This is a genomic window from Lysinibacillus sp. fkY74-1 (assembly GCF_053165895.1).
Genome location: NZ_CP170173.1, coordinates 3,893,415 through 3,910,067 on the forward strand (window position 1 = coordinate 3,893,415; position 16,653 = coordinate 3,910,067).

16 protein-coding genes are annotated in these 16,653 nt (G+C 37.9%); 4 read left to right on the plus strand and 12 right to left on the minus strand.

Translation table 11 applies throughout. The features are described from left to right. Window positions 1-224: 224 nt before the first annotated feature. From ACE1MS_RS19320 to mutY, 7 genes are all read right to left on the minus strand, one after another. On the minus strand, window positions 225-1,841 hold the full coding sequence (locus ACE1MS_RS19320) for an ABC transporter substrate-binding protein (protein WP_036165367.1): 1,617 nt from the start codon (window positions 1,839-1,841) through the stop codon (window positions 225-227). A gap of 31 nt (window positions 1,842-1,872) precedes the next feature. Then, entirely contained in the window at window positions 1,873-2,853 is a 981-nt protein-coding gene (locus ACE1MS_RS19325) for an ABC transporter ATP-binding protein (protein ID WP_031416885.1), read from the minus strand. Then, complete coding sequence (locus ACE1MS_RS19330) at window positions 2,828-3,841, minus strand: ABC transporter ATP-binding protein (RefSeq protein WP_031416884.1); 1,014 nt, start codon at window positions 3,839-3,841, stop codon at window positions 2,828-2,830. The genes ACE1MS_RS19325 and ACE1MS_RS19330 overlap by 26 nt, the downstream gene beginning before the upstream one ends. Before the next feature lie 299 nt (window positions 3,842-4,140). Continuing rightward, on the minus strand, window positions 4,141-5,865 hold the full coding sequence (locus ACE1MS_RS19335; RefSeq protein ID WP_012292106.1) for an ABC transporter ATP-binding protein: 1,725 nt from the start codon (window positions 5,863-5,865) through the stop codon (window positions 4,141-4,143). Window positions 5,866-6,069: 204 nt separating this feature from the next. Beyond that, window positions 6,070-6,618: a nucleoside tri-diphosphate phosphatase gene (ntdP, locus tag ACE1MS_RS19340; RefSeq protein WP_025115837.1), complete on the minus strand. Its 549-nt coding sequence runs from the start codon at window positions 6,616-6,618 to the stop codon at window positions 6,070-6,072. 280 nt (window positions 6,619-6,898) lie between these two features. Beyond that, window positions 6,899-7,075: a gamma-type small acid-soluble spore protein gene (locus tag ACE1MS_RS19345; protein WP_008173504.1), complete on the minus strand. Its 177-nt coding sequence runs from the start codon at window positions 7,073-7,075 to the stop codon at window positions 6,899-6,901. 88 nt (window positions 7,076-7,163) lie between these two features. Beyond that, window positions 7,164-8,207, minus strand: a complete 1,044-nt coding sequence (gene mutY, locus ACE1MS_RS19350; RefSeq protein WP_031416881.1) for an A/G-specific adenine glycosylase — start codon at window positions 8,205-8,207, stop codon at window positions 7,164-7,166. Window positions 8,208-8,407: 200 nt separating this feature from the next. On the opposite strand from mutY, the gene ACE1MS_RS19355 reads away from it, so the two are divergent. Continuing rightward, window positions 8,408-9,394, plus strand: coding sequence for a metal-dependent hydrolase (locus ACE1MS_RS19355; RefSeq protein WP_031416879.1), 987 nt, complete (start codon window positions 8,408-8,410; stop codon window positions 9,392-9,394). Window positions 9,395-9,429: 35 nt separating this feature from the next. Here the strand turns inward: ACE1MS_RS19355 and ACE1MS_RS19360 are convergent, their stop codons facing one another. Genes ACE1MS_RS19360 through recX form a run of 3 tightly spaced genes read right to left on the minus strand, consistent with a single transcriptional unit; the run spans window position 9,430 to window position 10,829 of the window. Continuing rightward, complete coding sequence (locus ACE1MS_RS19360) at window positions 9,430-9,699, minus strand: YfhJ family protein (protein WP_012292102.1); 270 nt, start codon at window positions 9,697-9,699, stop codon at window positions 9,430-9,432. After that, a complete protein-coding gene (locus ACE1MS_RS19365; RefSeq protein WP_012292101.1) occupies window positions 9,700-10,029 on the minus strand; it encodes a YfhH family protein in 330 nt (109 codons plus the stop codon). After that, window positions 10,026-10,829 (minus strand): recombination regulator RecX, encoded by an 804-nt coding sequence (gene recX, locus ACE1MS_RS19370; RefSeq protein WP_080695156.1) that lies wholly within the window; start codon window positions 10,827-10,829, stop codon window positions 10,026-10,028. The genes ACE1MS_RS19365 and recX overlap by 4 nt, the downstream gene beginning before the upstream one ends. Before the next feature lie 156 nt (window positions 10,830-10,985). Between recX and ACE1MS_RS19375 the strand changes: the two genes are divergently transcribed. Genes ACE1MS_RS19375 through rlmD form a run of 3 tightly spaced genes read left to right on the plus strand, consistent with a single transcriptional unit; the run spans window position 10,986 to window position 14,192 of the window. After that, window positions 10,986-11,894, plus strand: coding sequence for a TIGR01777 family oxidoreductase (locus ACE1MS_RS19375; RefSeq protein ID WP_036160449.1), 909 nt, complete (start codon window positions 10,986-10,988; stop codon window positions 11,892-11,894). A gap of 56 nt (window positions 11,895-11,950) precedes the next feature. Next, window positions 11,951-12,775, plus strand: a complete 825-nt coding sequence (locus ACE1MS_RS19380; protein WP_012292098.1) for a polysaccharide deacetylase family protein — start codon at window positions 11,951-11,953, stop codon at window positions 12,773-12,775. 37 nt (window positions 12,776-12,812) lie between these two features. Beyond that, the gene (gene rlmD / locus ACE1MS_RS19385) at window positions 12,813-14,192 is read left to right on the plus strand and encodes a 23S rRNA (uracil(1939)-C(5))-methyltransferase RlmD (protein WP_031416874.1); all 1,380 of its coding nucleotides are present in this window, start codon (window positions 12,813-12,815) and stop codon (window positions 14,190-14,192) included. A gap of 329 nt (window positions 14,193-14,521) precedes the next feature. Here rlmD and ACE1MS_RS19390 read toward each other — a convergent pair whose 3' ends face one another. Both ACE1MS_RS19390 and ACE1MS_RS19395 read right to left on the minus strand, forming a co-directional pair. Further along, a complete protein-coding gene (locus ACE1MS_RS19390) occupies window positions 14,522-15,157 on the minus strand; it encodes a hypothetical protein (protein WP_031416872.1) in 636 nt (211 codons plus the stop codon). Between the two features lie 236 nt (window positions 15,158-15,393). Further along, the gene (locus tag ACE1MS_RS19395) at window positions 15,394-16,578 is read right to left on the minus strand and encodes an MFS transporter (protein WP_036160447.1); all 1,185 of its coding nucleotides are present in this window, start codon (window positions 16,576-16,578) and stop codon (window positions 15,394-15,396) included. Between the last annotated feature and the right edge of the window lie 75 nt (window positions 16,579-16,653).

Below are 16,653 nucleotides of genomic sequence, written 5' to 3' on the forward strand. Positions count from 1 at the left end.
TTCATCACCTCTCTATGATTTTCATAATCTACTTTGAAGTCTTTATATACTGTTGAAAGGTTGAGCCTTCACCAAACGGTTTTGAATGTTTAGATGAGTGATCTTTCATACAGGAGAAAATGATATGGTTTTCTTTTACTAGAAAAGAATCTGCTAGAATTCCACGGCTTACCCGCAGAAAAGCAAGCAGATTCTCTAATTCTTTTATTCAACTCATAAAATGACTATTGAATATCTACCGCACCTAAACGGTCAGAGCCAGTAGGATGCGCAATATAATTTGTAACTTTCTTGTTAGCAGCTAAAATTGGAGTAGAGTGAGCAAGCGGAACCCATGGTGCATCCTCAGAAATAATGACTTGAGCTTGCTTATAAAGCTCATTACGCTTGTCCTCATCGACCTCAGTTTGAGCGGCTGTTAACAACTTGTGTAATTCTTGATTATCATAGAATGTATAGTTGTTCGAGCCTATATTATCTCCATCTAATAAAGTATATAAGAAGTTATCCGCATCCCCATTATCACCTGTCCAGCCAAGTAAGAATGCATCCGCCTCACCATTTTGTGCTTTCTCTAGATAAGTAGCCCATTCAAATGACACAATTTTAGATTTAATGCCTACATCCTCTAGGTTCTTTTGAATCGCTTCTGCCACTTTTTGACCGTCAGGCATGTATGGACGAGGTACTGGCATTGCCCAAAGCTCAATTTCCTTGCCATCGTAACCTGCTTCAGCAAGTAATGCTTTCGCCTTTTCTGGATCATACGTATAGCCTGTAACTTCATCATTATAGCCAGAAATTACTGGTGGCATTGGGTTTTTCGCTGGCTCTGCTAGCCCTTCATAAAATGCATCCACTAATGCTTGCTTATCAATTGCATAGTTAACTGCCTGACGCACTTTTACATTATCAAATGGAGGGCGTGTCACTGTTAACCCTAGATAGCCAACGTTCATAGATGGACGCTCAATTAATTGTAAATTAGCATCCCCCTCAATTGTTCCTTTATCGGATGGACTAATGCCATCAGCTACATCAATATTGCCTGCTAATAAATCATTTAAGCGTGCAGAGTTCTCTGGAATAGAACGATAAATTACTTTATCTAATTTAGGATAGCCATCAATATAGTAATCAGGATTTTTCTCAATTGTGATTGAATCATTACGTACCCAGCTGACAAATTTGAAAGGGCCAGTACCTACAGGATTTGCTGACAATCCCTCTTCATCTGCTTCAAATGCAGTGGGTGAAGCAATCGCAAATGGAGACATTGCTAAGTTTTTCAGGAACGGTGCTTGTGGTTGGCTTAGCTTAAAGACAACTGTATAGTCACCCTCTGCATTTACTGACTCAATTACTTGTTTGTCACCAACGAGAAATTGCGAACTAAAATAAGGGTGTTTATCAGCACCTGATTTCCAACGTTCAATATTCTTAACAACTGCCTCAGCATTGAAATCTGTGCCATCATGGAATTTCACACCTTCTTGTAGCTGGAAAGTATACGTTAAACCATCCTCTGATGCCTCCCATGATTTTGCTAAACCTGGCTGAATCGTTACATCTTGTTCACCAAAATTCACCAATGTTTCATAAATATTAGCTGTAACCGTAAAGGATTCACCGTCTGTTACAACAGCAGGGTCTAGTGCTACAGAATCTCCTCCACGACCATACACTAAAATTTTCGGTTCTCCACTGCTAGCTGTATCGCCACCAGTTGAAGTATCTTTACTACCCGTATCCTTTGTATCAGAGCCGCCACAAGCTGCTAAGATCGTCGAGAGAATAAGGAGCAGCATTACACCTAAAGTCCAAAGCTTCTTTTTCTTCATTCAATTTCCCCCTATGTGGTTTTTATATCATTTAATGTTGAAGTGCCTCATATAGATGACACGCAACATAATGACCTGTTTTCACTTCTTGCATGCTAGGTACTACCTGTGAGCATTGTTCCATTTTAAAAGGACATCTCGTATGGAATGTACAGCCACTTGGCGGATTGGATGCACTCGGAATATCCCCAGTAATAATGATTTGTTCACGTTCAAACGTTGGATCTGGCACTGGGACCGAAGATAAGAGTGCCTGTGTATATGGATGAAGCGGTTCAGCATATAAGCCTTCACTCGCAGTCAACTCTACTAATTTGCCTAAATACATGACGCCAACACGATTGCTAATATGGCGCACAACCCCTAAATCATGAGAAATAAATATATAGGTTAGCTTTAAATCCTTTTGCAGCTTTTGCAATAGATTTAACACTTGTGCCTGTATAGACACATCCAATGCCGATACTGGTTCATCCGCAATGATCAAACGAGGATTTGTCATTAAAGCACGTGCGATACCGATTCGTTGCCTTTGACCACCACTAAACTGATGTGGGTAACGTTTGACATGATATTCATTCAATCCAACAATCTCAAGCAGCTCCAATACCTTTTGCTTCCGCTCCTTGGCACTACCTATTCCGTGAACGATAAGAGGCTCTTCTAAAATTTTGCCAATGTTATGTCTTGGATTTAGAGAGGCATACGGGTCCTGAAAAATCATTTGAATATCTCTACGTGCCTTCCTCATTTCATTATTGGATAATTCAGAAATCATTTTACCTGCGAATTCAATGTTTCCTTCAGTAGGCTCTAGTAATCGCATGAGTAAACGACCTGTTGTTGATTTACCACAGCCCGACTCACCAACAATCCCCAATGTTTCACCTTCAAAAACCTCAAATGAAACATCATCCACTGCTTTTACATCCCCGGTTTGTGTATTTAGAACCCCTTTGCGTATGGGGAAATATTTCTTTAAGCCATCAACCTTTAATAACACTTTCGACACGTTGCTCCACCTCCTGCTTCTCTAGTAAAAAACATCTCGATTTATGCTGCTCTGCTGCCTCAAATAAAGGTGGTGTTTCCTGTAAACAACGTTCCATTGCGTATTCACAGCGTGCCGCAAAACGACACCCTACTTGAATACTCCCTGGTTTTGGTACACTTCCAGGGATTGAATATAAATTCTCCTTTTTAAATCGCATATCAGGCACTGATTGAATAAGACCTTGTGTATAAGGATGCTTCGGATTAGCGAATATTTCTTGAATCGGTGCCTCCTCTACAACTTGTCCAGCATACATGACAATCACACGCTCACAGGTTTCTGCTACAACGCCTAAATCATGTGTAATTAATAGTACTGCTGTATTCAATCGTTTATTTAAATCTTTCATAAGTTGTAAAATTTGAGCTTGAATCGTAACGTCTAAAGCAGTTGTCGGTTCGTCCGCAATTAAAACCTGTGGATCACAGACAAGTGCCATTGCAATCATGACCCGTTGACGCATCCCTCCCGATAGCTGATGCGGGTAATCCTTTAGTAATTCTTCAGCACGTGGTAAACCTACAAGTTTCACAATTTCAACTGCTCTGGCAAACGCTTTCTTTTTCGACCATTTTGGATTATGTATTAAAATGGCCTCCTTTAATTGATCACCAATTGTAAACAAGGGATTTAGTGAAGTCATAGGCTCCTGAAAAATCATAGCTATGTCTTTTCCACGTATTTTCTGCATTTGTTTTTCTGTATAATTCACTAGATTTTTACCATCTAGCAATATTTCACCACCGGTTATTTTGCCAGGGGGTGATGGAATTAATCCCATGATGGACAGTGACGTAACACTTTTACCACTTCCCGATTCACCGACAATCCCTAATATTTCTCCTTCTTGGACAGAAAAATCGATATCATCTACAGCAGGAATTTGTCCATTATCTGTGAAAAAGGTTGTTTTTAAACCTTTTATTTCTAGTAGCTTTTTCCTCATGCGCAACGTCCCACCCTACCTATATTTTACTTAATTGTATAAATTATATTAACAGAATACTATAACTTTTGTTAAATTCCCTATTTTCAGATAATTCTAACTAAAAAACATCACTCTTTCAATCATTAATATTCTGCAAATTACATAGAATTTCTACAATAATCGTCTTTAATAATAATTAAATCTTATAAAGAGATAATTTTTTACATTTATCAAAAAAAAATAGCCTTCCATTTAAAAATAAATGAAAGACTTTTTTTCAAAATTTCACATTTGTTGATTTTCGTATAATTTCATTATTACTCCAAATGTTGCACTTGGAATAAATCATAATATGTCCCTTGTTCCATCATTAATTGCTCATGAGTACCGCTTTCGATTAATTGACCATGGTCTATAACAAAAATCTTGTCAGCATGTGTGATAGTCGAAAGACGATGAGCAATAATTATGGTTGTTCGTTCATGAGCCAGCTCCTCTAATGACTCCTGAATCAATGCTTCACTCTCTAAATCCAGCGCTGAAGTTGCTTCGTCAAGGATTAAAATCGGAGGATTTTTTAAAAATACTCGAGCAATGGCAACTCGTTGTTTTTGCCCACCTGATAGTTTTACTCCACGTTCACCTACTTTAGTGTCATATCCATTTGGCAGAGTCATAATAAAATCATGAGCATTTGCTGCTTTGGCAGCCTCAATCACTTGCTCATCTGTCGCATCAGGTTTTCCCATTAAAATATTTTCTTTAACAGAGTCACTGAAGAGTATATTATCTTGTAGGACAATTCCAATTTGAGAACGTAGTGAGTGCAATGTGACATCTCTTACATCCTGTCCATCAATTGTTACGAAACCATCCGTTGCATCATAAAACCGAGGTATTAAGCTAATAATTGTGGATTTACCACCACCACTCATGCCGACGAAGGCGACAGTCTCACCAGGATTAATAGTAAAATTAATATTTTTTAAAATAGATACCCCATCTTTTTCATATTGGAAAGAAACATTATCAAAACGAACTTCTCCTGTCGCGGCTGGTAATTCTCGCGCACCCACTTTATTTTTCACTTCATACGGTTCATCCATTAAATCAAACATTCGATCCATTGATGCAATGGATTGTGTCAACGTTGTTGAAGAACTAACAAGGCGGCGAAGTGGGCCATACAATCGTTCAATATACGCGATAAAGGCAACCATTGTTCCAACAGATAATGTACCATTTATGACTTGATAACCTGCATAAGCAATAACAAGTAAAGGCGCTACATCTGTAATGGTATTTACCACAGCAAAGGATTTAGCATTCCACTTTGTTTGATCAAGGGCCTTCTCTAAAAATTCACCATTTGCTTGATCAAATAGTGTTTGTTCATGTTTTTCTAATGTAAAGCTTTTAACAATACTCATACCAGCTACTCGTTCATGTAAATAGCTTTGCACACCTGCAAGTGCTTGTGAACGTTTACGTGTCAAATCTCTCAGTTTTCCAAAAAAGTACTTCACACTCAATGCATAAAATGGGAACGCTAATAAGGCCACTAATGTTAGCTTAATATCCATTGTTAGCATAATAATGACTGCAATGACAATGGTTGCAAGGTCTAGCCACACATTCATTAAACCCGTCATTACAAAGTTCTTCGTTTGCTCAACATCGTTGATGACCCTTGAAATAACATCACCGGCACGTGTATTGGCATAATATTTTAAGCTTAATCGTTGTAAATGTGCGTAGATTTCTTTCCGAATATCAAACAGCACCTTATTACTAACATGTTGTGCAAAATATTGACGGTAGTATTCGATGGGTGGACGAATAATAAAGAACACAATAATCGTTCCTCCCAGCCAATATAATAGCTCTTTTGTTTTTTCTCCATCTGTTAAGTCATCCGCAGCAATAATATCATCCAACACAATTTTAATGAGTAATGGAATAAATAAAGGAATAGCAAATTTAACTATACCGATAACAATCGTTAAAACGATCTCCCAAGAATAAGGTTTTACAAAGCGCATATACCGCTTGATGCTTCCCAAATTTTCATCACATCCTTACAAAAAGAAACAGGCATCCAATGATGAATGCCCTATGTATTATAGCAATATTTTGATTAAAATACAGTTATGATGACTTTACCGCTAACTATTTTGCATATGCCTTTCCTAGAAATGGCTACAAGAGGCAATATAAAACACCTATTAGTTAACTAATAGGTGTCACTAACAATCATCTGACTGCATATCTAGCTGGAACTTATAACGATTTGTCCAGACGTCGATGAAATCGGGTGCAAAAGGTCCTCTTTTTTGTTGAATCCAGCTTATTAGCTTATCGACATTGCGCTTTAAAATTTTATCAATCACATCAGGATAAGACATTTCCTTACGATGAAGCTCATATTCATCCTCATCTAAGAGCGTATAAGACATGTCAGGAAAAACTTTAATGTCTAGATCATAGTCGATATATTTAATGGCATTATTATCGAACACAAATGGTGAGCTTAGATTGCAATAATAATACACACCGTCTTCACGTAGCATACAGATGATGTTAAACCAGTGTTCCGCATGGAAATAGCAAATAGAAGGCTCTCTCGTTAGCCATGTACGACCATCGGATTCTGTCACAAGTGTCCGTTCATTCGCACCAATCACAATATTTTTCGTTCCTTTTAAAACCATCGTTTCTTGCCAAACACGGTGGATGCGGCCATTGTGCTTATAGCTATGTATTTGTATCGTTTCTCCTTCTACCGGTAATGCCATTTTGAAGCCCACCTTTTCGTCTATGCTACCTTTATCTAGCAGTCTCTAGTATATTATAGCAATGTGTACGCGAAAGGTGTAGTTAGAAAACCACAAATTTCACTACGCTATTTTGAATTTGTATAAAATTTCGTTAACTTTAAGCGAAATTTATTAAAAGCCCTGCAATATTGGAATTTATTGGTTTACCAAAAGAATATAGAAAGGAGCTGTCTTTTTCATCTTTTCGGATTTTTAGACAGCCCCTTAGAGGTAAATGCAATTATGCAATTACAAAGTGTTACTCACCTAAATCTTGGTTAGTTTTAGAGAAACGACCTGAAGCTGGAGCTTTCTTTTGCTCTGCTTTCGCATTTTGCTTTTGCACTTCATTTACGTCCGTTTCATAACCAAATTCTTCACTTTGACGTTGCATGTTTTTATTCGGTTGGAAATTTTGGTTGTTTTGCTTTTTCATTATTCATTCACCTCCACGCTAATTATTGTGTACCGAGGTGAAGAAATTTATGCTCATTAAATAATTGTTTTAAGCAGGATTTATTTTCCTATTTATTATTTTTTACCTCTTCCCATATTTTTAACATAGGAACAGGCATCGGCAATTGTTCTATTTGTTCTTGAGTGAACCAATCGCCCGTTGAAGAGGATTTACACTTCATATAATAGCTATTTATATGCCATGTTAAATGTGAAAACACGTGCTTAAATGAAAGCAGTTCATGCCTAGCTTGTACATTAATGGAACATTCCTTTAAGAAGCTTTCCTCTGTTATCTGACTAGTAGTATCAATCATTGGGAATTGCCATAGTTTAGCTAATAATCCTTCTTCGGGCCGTTGCTCCATTAAAAAACGTCCTTGTTCATCTTGACAGACTAAAATATTGTAACTCAAATGCTTCATCTTCATTTTTTTCGATTTAACTGGCAGTTTTTCCGGTTCACCCTCATTAAACGCTGTACAATATTCTCGCACAGGGCACAATAAACATTTCGGTGACGTAGGCGTACAAATAAGTGCCCCTAGCTCCATTAAGCCTTGGTTAAAGGAAGATGCATTAGTAGGATCAATAAGCTCCTCAACTGCCGCTTCAAAAATCTTTTTAGTTTTGGGTACGGCTATGTCCTCATTTATATTAAGCACTCTGCTTAATACTCGCATAACATTGCCATCTACTGCATGTTCGGGCTTGTTATAGGCAATACTTAAAATAGCACCAGCGGTATAAGGTCCTACACCTTTTAATTTTGATATTTCATGGCGATTATCAGGGACCACGCCTCCATAATTTTCTAAAACCTCACGTGCACCTGCCTGTAAATTGCGCACTCGAGAATAATAGCCAAGTCCTTCCCAATGCTTTAATAAATAATCTTGTGGAGCTTCTGCAAGCAAATCTAATGTTGGAAAACTTTCCATAAAACGATTGTAATAAGGAATAACTGTGTCGACACGTGTCTGCTGTAGCATCACTTCAGAAACCCAAATTTTATATGGATCTGTAGTATGTCTCCACGGTAAGTCGCGTTTCTCAGCGTTAAACCATTCGACTAAAGAATGTCGAAATTCTGTTACATATGGGTAATTCACAGTGACCTCCAATATTTTTACGATTTAATTTATGTTGAAAAGGGTATACAATTAATAAAGAATGAACATTCGTCCATAACTGACAAAATTCGTCATTATCGAATGTCACCATACAAAAATTGAATACAGTTAATTTATAATTGAAATAAAGATGTATGCAAATTGTACTCGATTTTACTGCATACTAGGAGTGGATATTTTTGGATTCAGGTACACATTTCGTTATGGGTATTGCCCTTGGCGGTCTCGCATTAGCCGACCCTATAGTAGCAAATCACTCAATGACCTTTACTGCTGTCATGGCAGGTACGATAATTGGCTCACAAGCTCCAGATGTTGATACTGTGTTAAAACTACGCAATAATGCCATTTATATTAGACATCATCGCGGAATTACACATTCTCTACCGGCAGTAGCTATATGGCCAATCTTAATAACAGCAGTTATATCCCTTATTTTGCAAGACGTAAATGTGTTTCATTTATGGCTTTGGACATTTTTAGCTGTTGCTCTTCACGTCTTTGTAGATATTTTTAATGCATACGGTACCCAAGCAATACGGCCATTTTCCAGAAAATGGGTTGCATTAGGTGTCATCAATACATTTGATCCGATTATTTTTTCCTTACACTGTTTAGGTATTGTATTATGGGCTTTCGGAGCCAACCCTGTTTGGACATTTAGCATCATGTATATCATCATCGTGATTTATTATCTGTTACGATTTGCTGTTCAAAAAGCAGTAAAAAATGCTGTCCACAGTACGATACAAGATGAAGAATATGTTATCGTAGCACCCACTATGCGCTTCTTCCATTGGCGTATTGCTGCCAAGTCTAAAACACATTATTATGTTGGCCGTGCTTATGGAAGGACTGTTAATATTTATGATAAATTTGAGATTAAGCCTTTACCTAAAACTGCCCTCATTCATGCAGCAATGAAAGACCCCAACTTAGCTGCCTTCGTATCATTCTCCCCGATGTACCGATGGGAGATTTCTGAGCTTGAAAATGGCTTATTAGAGGTACGTTTAATCGACTTGCGTTATCGTAGTGACAATCGCTATCCCTTTGTGGCAGTAGCACATTTAAATGACGATAATGAAATCGTCACATCTTACACGGGTTGGATTTTTACAGAAGATAAGCTTCAGAAAAAACTACAAATTGGCGCAAGTAATTAAGCAGTAAACCCTGACCAATAATGGTCAGGGTTTTATTATTGTATCATATCATCACTAGCATCTAGGAGATGGGCATATTTAGGATTGCGCCCTGCAAAGGCATGAAGTTTATCACCATAGCTTGTAATTAATTGGCGAACAAGATTTTCTGTATAATCTGGCCCACGATAATCATGCCCTGCTTTAGCTGAAGTTGATTCAAAATCACTCCATAATAATTCAACCCAGACACGGGCACGTCCAACTGACATTTGTGGATTTTTCGCAAGCAATTCTGCTGTCAATTTTTCAATTTTTTCCTCCATTTATTTACCCACCTTTACAGGAGACAGCATGGATACAGGTAGTGCCTCTTGGTATTTGTCACCACCTAAACGATGTCCCCATGCAAATCGTCCCTTCAAATAATCAACTTGGAAAAATTCATTATCTGAACGATCAATACGATACATTTCACCCGGAACAATTGTATTCAAATCTACTAAATAAGCTGCTGCCATTAATGCTTTACGTTCATAAACAGCAAATTCATTAATGATGCCAAGCTGTTCTGCCTTTCTTGCCTTCTCTTTTAAAAATGCAATTTCCTCACGCAGTTCATGCTCAGACATAGCAGCATAATTCTTTTCGTTCATTCCTCATTCTCCTTCTCTTCTATAAAACGGTCTATTACTTCTATAGGAAAACCCTTTTGGTAAAGCGTCTGCTTCACCTTCATTTTTAGCTCATAACCAGTATACTTCGATACGTACTTTTTCCAAACTTTTTCGCCCTGTGCATCGAGTAATGGCTGCCAGTTGTCTTCATCTTGCTCAAGTTCTATTTGATTAAGCACCTCTTCCACAATAGGAAATGCATAGCCTTTTCTTAACAGATAATCTTGAATTTTAGCCTTTACTTGTGCTGGCGTCTTTCTTTTCTCTGAACGTATAATTTTTTCCGCCAACTGTAAGGCCAATTTTATTTGTTCTTCAAAACTATAAGTGGCAAGTACCTCATCTTGTAGGTTTTTATTAATTCCTTTTTTCATGAGATCTTGTCTAATAGCTCTCGGTCCCTTTTTCATTGTAGCCTTTTTTGTATCAAGTAAAGCTTTGGAATAATTTTCATCGTTTATAAAGCCATACGATTTTAATTTCTGGATTGCTTCTAAAACTACTGCTTCTCCAAATTCTAAGGTAAGAAGTTTTTTCTTAACCTCGTGCTCACTTCGCATTTGATAAGAAAGAAAGTTTAATCCTTTATTAAACGCCTTGCGTATCTCATCCTCATAGGCAATTTCCTGAATTTCAAATTCATCGAGAACTTTCCCCTTTGTTAAAGAAAATTGAAGAAGAATAGCCTCATCAACAGGAAATGCATATTCTTCATTTAAATAGATATTATAACGCTCAGGATTGTTTTTTTGACGTGCAATTTTCGTAATCATACGCATAGCCAACACCTCACCTGTCCATTATAACATTTCTTTTTACGGTATCCGTTATTCGATACTTATCACCTTCTTCTAGGGATTCACTTAAGGTGCTTGCATTCGTGTTAAATGATAAAATTACTAGTAAAGTATATTTTTGAAAAAGGGGTGCTTCTTATGAAAATCGTGATTGCGGGTGGAACTGGTTTTGTGGGAAAAGCTTTTATCAAGCTAGCTCAGGAAAATGGTCACAGTATATTTGTTTTAACTCGAAGTCCTTCCTCCGAAAAAAATGGTATTCAATATGTACAATGGTTGCAGGATGAGTCCCTACCAATAGAGGCATTAGAAGGAGCAGATGCCTTTGTGAATTTAGCAGGAGTTTCTTTAAATAATGGTCGATGGACGAAAAAACAAAAGAAGGATATTTATTGGAGTCGGATGCATGCAACACTTGAAATAGTGCGCATAATAGAAAAGCTCAGGAAAAAACCGAAAGTACTTGTTAATGCAAGTGCCGTGGGTTTTTACCCCCATTCTACAGAGGTTATTTATAATGAGAATTTTTCTGATGCAGCGACCAATTTTTTAGGCTCGACCGTTGATGATTGGGAACGACATGCAAAACGAGCAGAACATTTGGGAATCCGTGTGGCCCTTGCACGCTTTGGTGTCATTTTAGGTAGAAAGAGCGGTGCCTTACCACCCATGCTATTGCCATATCAAATGCATATTGGCGGAACAATCGGTTCTGGTAAGCAATGGCTTTCGTGGGTACATATTGAAGATGTAGCACGTGCTTTATATTTTGCAATCCTTCATGAAGAAATTCATGGTCCATTCAATGTAACTGCACCTCATGCCACACGCATGAAAGAATTTGGACAAACAATCGCTATGGTCATGAATCGACGACATTGGATGCCTGTCCCTAGCTTTGCCATCCGCTTTGCCCTTGGAGAACAGAGCACTCTTGTTTTAGAGGGTCAACATGTCCAACCAGCTTTGTTAGAAAAGCATCATTTTACATTTAAATTTCCCCATTTAACAGAAGCACTTGAAGACTTATTAATTGCTCAGAATTAGTGGATAATTTATAGCTATTTTACGCATCCTATTGAAAAAGAAAGGATGCGTTTTTTATGTGGAAACAGCATATTGTTGGTGCGGTAATCGCTACTTTTATTATTGCCGCAGGTATTAGCATTAATCCATATTTTGCTGCAGGTTCTGATGAACATCATTGGGGCTTTAAGCGTGCTAAAAATGGTGAACAGGCAGAGGCTGGTGCGCAGCTTGATCAACTACTTGATAAATATGGGGCTATTTATAAAGGGAAGGCAGATAAAAAAATTGCCTACCTAACATTTGATAATGGCTATGAGAACGGCTTTACCGAAAGTATTTTGGATACATTGAAAAAAGAAGATGTACCTGCAACTTTCTTTTTAACTGGCCATTATTTAGACAGCGCGAGCGACCTAGTAAAACGTATGGTGAAGGATGGTCATACTATTGGCAACCATTCATATGGGCACCCTAATATGGCTCGACTTACTCCAGAGGGCATGCGTGCAGAATGGCGAAAATTTGATGGGAAATTACGTGAAATGACTGGCATCGATCGTACAACCTATGCACGTCCGCCAGAAGGAACCTTTAATGCAAAACTGCTAGAAGTAGGTAATGCGGAAGGGTATCGACATATATTTTGGTCTGTTGCCTTTAAGGATTGGATGAAAGATGAGCGACGTGGTGCTGATTATGCCTATAATGCGCTCATGGAGCAATTGCATCCAGGCGCCGTTATTTTAATGCATACGGTTGCACAAGACAATGCCGAAGCTTTGCCAATGTTTATTGCAGAGGCCAAAAAGCAAGGCTATACCTTCTTATCACTTGACGATTTAGTATTAGAATATGAAGATTTTCCTGTTGCTTTGCAATCGTCTGCTCCTTCGTTATAATGGGGAGATGACATTATAAAGCAGGGACGTGGAACGTTTGACGCAGCAAACAACAATGACCGTGGGGCAAAAATTCCCACTCATAATAAAAAGACTTGGCATTAATGGAGAAGGTGTGGGTTTTTATAAAAGAAATGTAATATTTGTAAAAGGAGCTATTCCTGGTGAAGAAATTACCGCTCAGGTTACGAAAACTCAACGTAATTTTGCTGAAGCTGAGATTTTATCCATTCATAAAGCCTCTAAGCACCGCCAGGAAGCACCTTGTCCAGTCTACAATGAATGTGGTGGCTGTCAACTTCAACATATGACATATGAAAAACAGCTATTGGAAAAACGTGATATTGTCATCCAAGCTTTAGAGCGTTATGCGAAACCTCTAGCTGAAACAGTGGAAGTACGAAAAACACTTGGAATGGATAATCCTTGGCATTATCGTAATAAAAGTCAATTCCAAGTACGTAAAGAGGGCAAGCGAGTATATGCAGGCTTATTTGCTGAAGGCAGCAATAAGCTACTAAATATTAACGACTGCCTTGTACAACACCCTGTTACATCAAAAATTACTGTCGCAACACGTAAGATTTTACAAAAATTAAATATCACGATTTATGATGGACGTACACTAGATGGCTTAGTGCGTACGATTGTAGTACGTACAGGGATACGTACAGGTGAAACACAAGTTGTACTTGTAACTACCCGTAAAGAAATTCCCCATCTTGCTGAATTGATTACACGTATAAAAAAAATTGATCCTAGCATTGTTTCCATTGCACAAAATATTAATCGTGAGAAAACCTCTTTAATTTTTGGTGATGAAACAATAGTTCTTGATGGTAAAGAAACAATACATGAAGAGCTTGGCGAATTGGCCTTTGACTTATCGGCTCGTGCTTTCTTCCAGCTTAATCCAACTCAAACAGTTCATCTCTATAATGAAATAAAAAAGGCAGCTGCTTTAACAGGAAAAGAATCAGTAGTTGATGCATATTGTGGAGTTGGTACCGTGGGACTTTGGCTAGCAGATCAAGCAGCAGAAGTTCGCGGGATGGATGTCATTCCTGAAAGCATTCAAGATGCTCGCAAAAATGCGCGCAACCATGGCTTCAAGCATACTAAATATGCTGTAGGTACGGCCGAAAGTGTCCTATCAAAATGGCGCAAAGAAGGCTTTACACCAGATGTTATAACAGTAGACCCACCGCGTACAGGTCTTGCATCAGAGTTTATTCAAACCGTGCTTAAGCTTAGACCTAAGCGTTTTGTTTATACATCATGTAATCCATCTACATTAGCGAAGGATTTACAGCAATTATCGAAGCATTATCATGTCGAGTATATTCAACCTGTCGATATGTTTTCACAGACGGCACAGGTAGAATGTGTAGCAAAGCTGGTATTGAAAAATAAATAAAAATAAAAGGCGTCTCAAAAAAATTTGAGACGTCCTTTTTTGTTATGCACAGCACGAGCTGCCTGGTGGATGACGGACGGTCCAGAAAAGTCAATACCTCAACCATTACCCCAGGATTTAGAAGATTTTTAAATGCTAAGAGTTGAACTTTTATAGAAAGATTTTTGACACGTAAACTTTGTACTTTTACCTTTAACCTTTAAGCCTTTAGGTTATTTTCGTTGTAAGTTTCATTTGAGTAAGGCATGTTTTATGTTTAAACTCGCACACATGCCTTAAAGCGCGAGCGACTCTTCGTTTTCCGTTTTCGCAAGGCCATGCATATCCTTTTATGCTTGCACTTCAATAAATGTTGTGGCATTCGATTCAGATAAGACTGCATCGACCTCTGATTCGAACTCTTCAATCCGACTACTTAATGTCTCTATTCTCTGTCTAACATTTAGTGGATCAATGATTTCAAACTCATTCCTTTTCATAAATGTTTCCGTATGTAATTTCACTTCTTCCGGAGATTGTTTATCTTTATTGCCTAATATATTAATTAAATAGGTTTCCAGTTTGGCCGGTAATGCATCATTTTCTTTGGCAACTGTATGGATAGCAGAACGGTATTGATGTTGCATGACTTCTAGCAAGTTCTTTTCATATTGAATCGATTGTTTACGCTCAATGGCCTCCGCGACAGTCATTTCTTCCTTGCCAACGATTACCTTTGTGCTGGCATTCGATTGTACAACTAACGCTTTTATTTTATTTCTATAGCTAATTAAGCCCATTACTTTATCATAGGATGCTTGCATTTGTTTTTCGTATTCAACTATTTCTATTCCATTTATTTTCTGATTACTTTTACGATTGGCTACTACAGAGCTAACCTCATTGGTTGCCCCTTCTATACGTTGTTGTAGCATTTTCAATTCTGTTAAGGCGCGATGAATAGATAGTTTTTTCATTTCGGTCATGATAAAACCTCCTTCTTAAGCAAGTATTCTTTCATTATATTTAAAAATTTTAGCAATGTCCAAAATATACCTTTTTATTTTTATTGATTTCATAATAATTTGTCTGTATAATTCTTTTTTAGGTGCCAAACCTATGTAACTTGGACGGAACATCCTTGTTACGCAAAAAACGCCATAACAGCACGGATTTGCTGGGCGTTTTTTTGTTTTTGAGCGGGAGATGAGCCCCGCTCTTTTTATTTTGCCATCAATGTCTGTTTGTTCTTAAGACGTCCAAATATGAGTAATATGAAAGCCACAATTAGGAGCAGTATAGCTACAAGTAAAAGGAAGCTATAATTTTTAACATATTCTAAATAAACTCCACCTAAGAACGGTCCGGTTAAACTACCTATACTTAGGGCAATTCCGCAGAGTAAATTCCCAGTGGGCAGTAGCTCCTTTGGCGTTAAATCTGCCATAAAAGTAATCCCCAAAGAAAACATCGAGCCAACTAGCGTACCCGTTAAGAAAAATGCTATAGCGACAGCCATTTGTGATTGTTCTAAAAAGCTGGCAATTGCGAAAATAATAGCGCCACCAAATGACCCTACCATCAAAATATTCCTTCTCCCCACTTTATCTCCCAGTGCACCTAATGGGACTTGAGTTAAAATACCACCAAATGTAAAGACTGATAAAATAATTGGAATCATGCCAACCTCAAACCCTTTACGTAGTGCATATACGGGGAATAATGCATTCAATGAAGATTCAAGGAACCCGTATACAAAAGGTCCTAAAAAGGCAATCCACCCAAATAATATAGCCATTTTGTAACGCTTCCATCCTCTTGCATGTAAGTCACCTGTTAATCGCTCAGGTTTTTCATTTTGTAAGAAGAATACAAAAGACCATGCAATTAAACACATGATTGACGAAACAATAAACGGTAAAGCTTCAGCTATTTCAATCAACTTTACCATTAGTGGCCCAACGGCAAAGCCTATACTAAAGGACAAGCCATAGATAGCCATCCCTTTTCCCAAGCTTTTATGATCAGCGGTACTAGTAATCCATGTTTGTGTGGCATAATGCAGGGCATGATCCCCAACACCAATCAGTAAGCGAAGCACAAACCAAAATGTGACGCTTTTCCATAAAGGAAATGCCAATAAGGAGATAAAAACAAACGCGCCACCCATTAAAATAATCGGTTTATAGCCCCATTTTCGTAATGGTTGCTCAATGAATGGTGAAATTAATAATGTCCCTATGTATAAGCCCGTTGCATTCAAGCCATTTAATGCTGAGGAAACGCCATCACGTTCAAAAATTATAGAAATGAGCGGTAATAACATCCCTTGTGAAAAGCCCGATATGGATACAATTATTACTAATATGGTAAATCTTTTTTTGCTGTAATCTGAGAAATATGTCATCTTTTCCTCCAATCATTCTCCCAAAGAACAGCATACCAAAAAGCCTTAGCGCTCACCACATGTGATTTTACGCTA

Bases quoted from the DNA above. Each gene is read 5' to 3' on its own strand.
- ACE1MS_RS19320 (WP_036165367.1), bottom strand. From the start codon at position 1,841: ATGAAGAAAAAGAAGCTTTGGACTTTAGGTGTAATGCTGCTCCTTATT.
- ACE1MS_RS19330 (WP_031416884.1), bottom strand. From the start codon at position 3,841: ATGAGGAAAAAGCTACTAGAAATAAAAGGTTTAAAAACAACCTTTTTC.
- ACE1MS_RS19335 (WP_012292106.1), bottom strand. From the start codon at position 5,865: ATGCGCTTTGTAAAACCTTATTCTTGGGAGATCGTTTTAACGATTGTT.
- ntdP (WP_025115837.1), bottom strand. From the start codon at position 6,618: ATGGCATTACCGGTAGAAGGAGAAACGATACAAATACATAGCTATAAG.
- ACE1MS_RS19345 (WP_008173504.1), bottom strand. From the start codon at position 7,075: ATGAAAAAGCAAAACAACCAAAATTTCCAACCGAATAAAAACATGCAA.
- ACE1MS_RS19360 (WP_012292102.1), bottom strand. From the start codon at position 9,699: ATGGAGGAAAAAATTGAAAAATTGACAGCAGAATTGCTTGCGAAAAAT.
- ACE1MS_RS19365 (WP_012292101.1), bottom strand. From the start codon at position 10,029: ATGAACGAAAAGAATTATGCTGCTATGTCTGAGCATGAACTGCGTGAG.
- recX (WP_080695156.1), bottom strand. From the start codon at position 10,829: ATGCGTATGATTACGAAAATTGCACGTCAAAAAAACAATCCTGAGCGT.
- ACE1MS_RS19375 (WP_036160449.1), top strand. From the start codon at position 10,986: ATGAAAATCGTGATTGCGGGTGGAACTGGTTTTGTGGGAAAAGCTTTT.
- ACE1MS_RS19380 (WP_012292098.1), top strand. From the start codon at position 11,951: ATGTGGAAACAGCATATTGTTGGTGCGGTAATCGCTACTTTTATTATT.
- ACE1MS_RS19390 (WP_031416872.1), bottom strand. From the start codon at position 15,157: ATGACCGAAATGAAAAAACTATCTATTCATCGCGCCTTAACAGAATTG.
- ACE1MS_RS19395 (WP_036160447.1), bottom strand. From the start codon at position 16,578: ATGACATATTTCTCAGATTACAGCAAAAAAAGATTTACCATATTAGTA.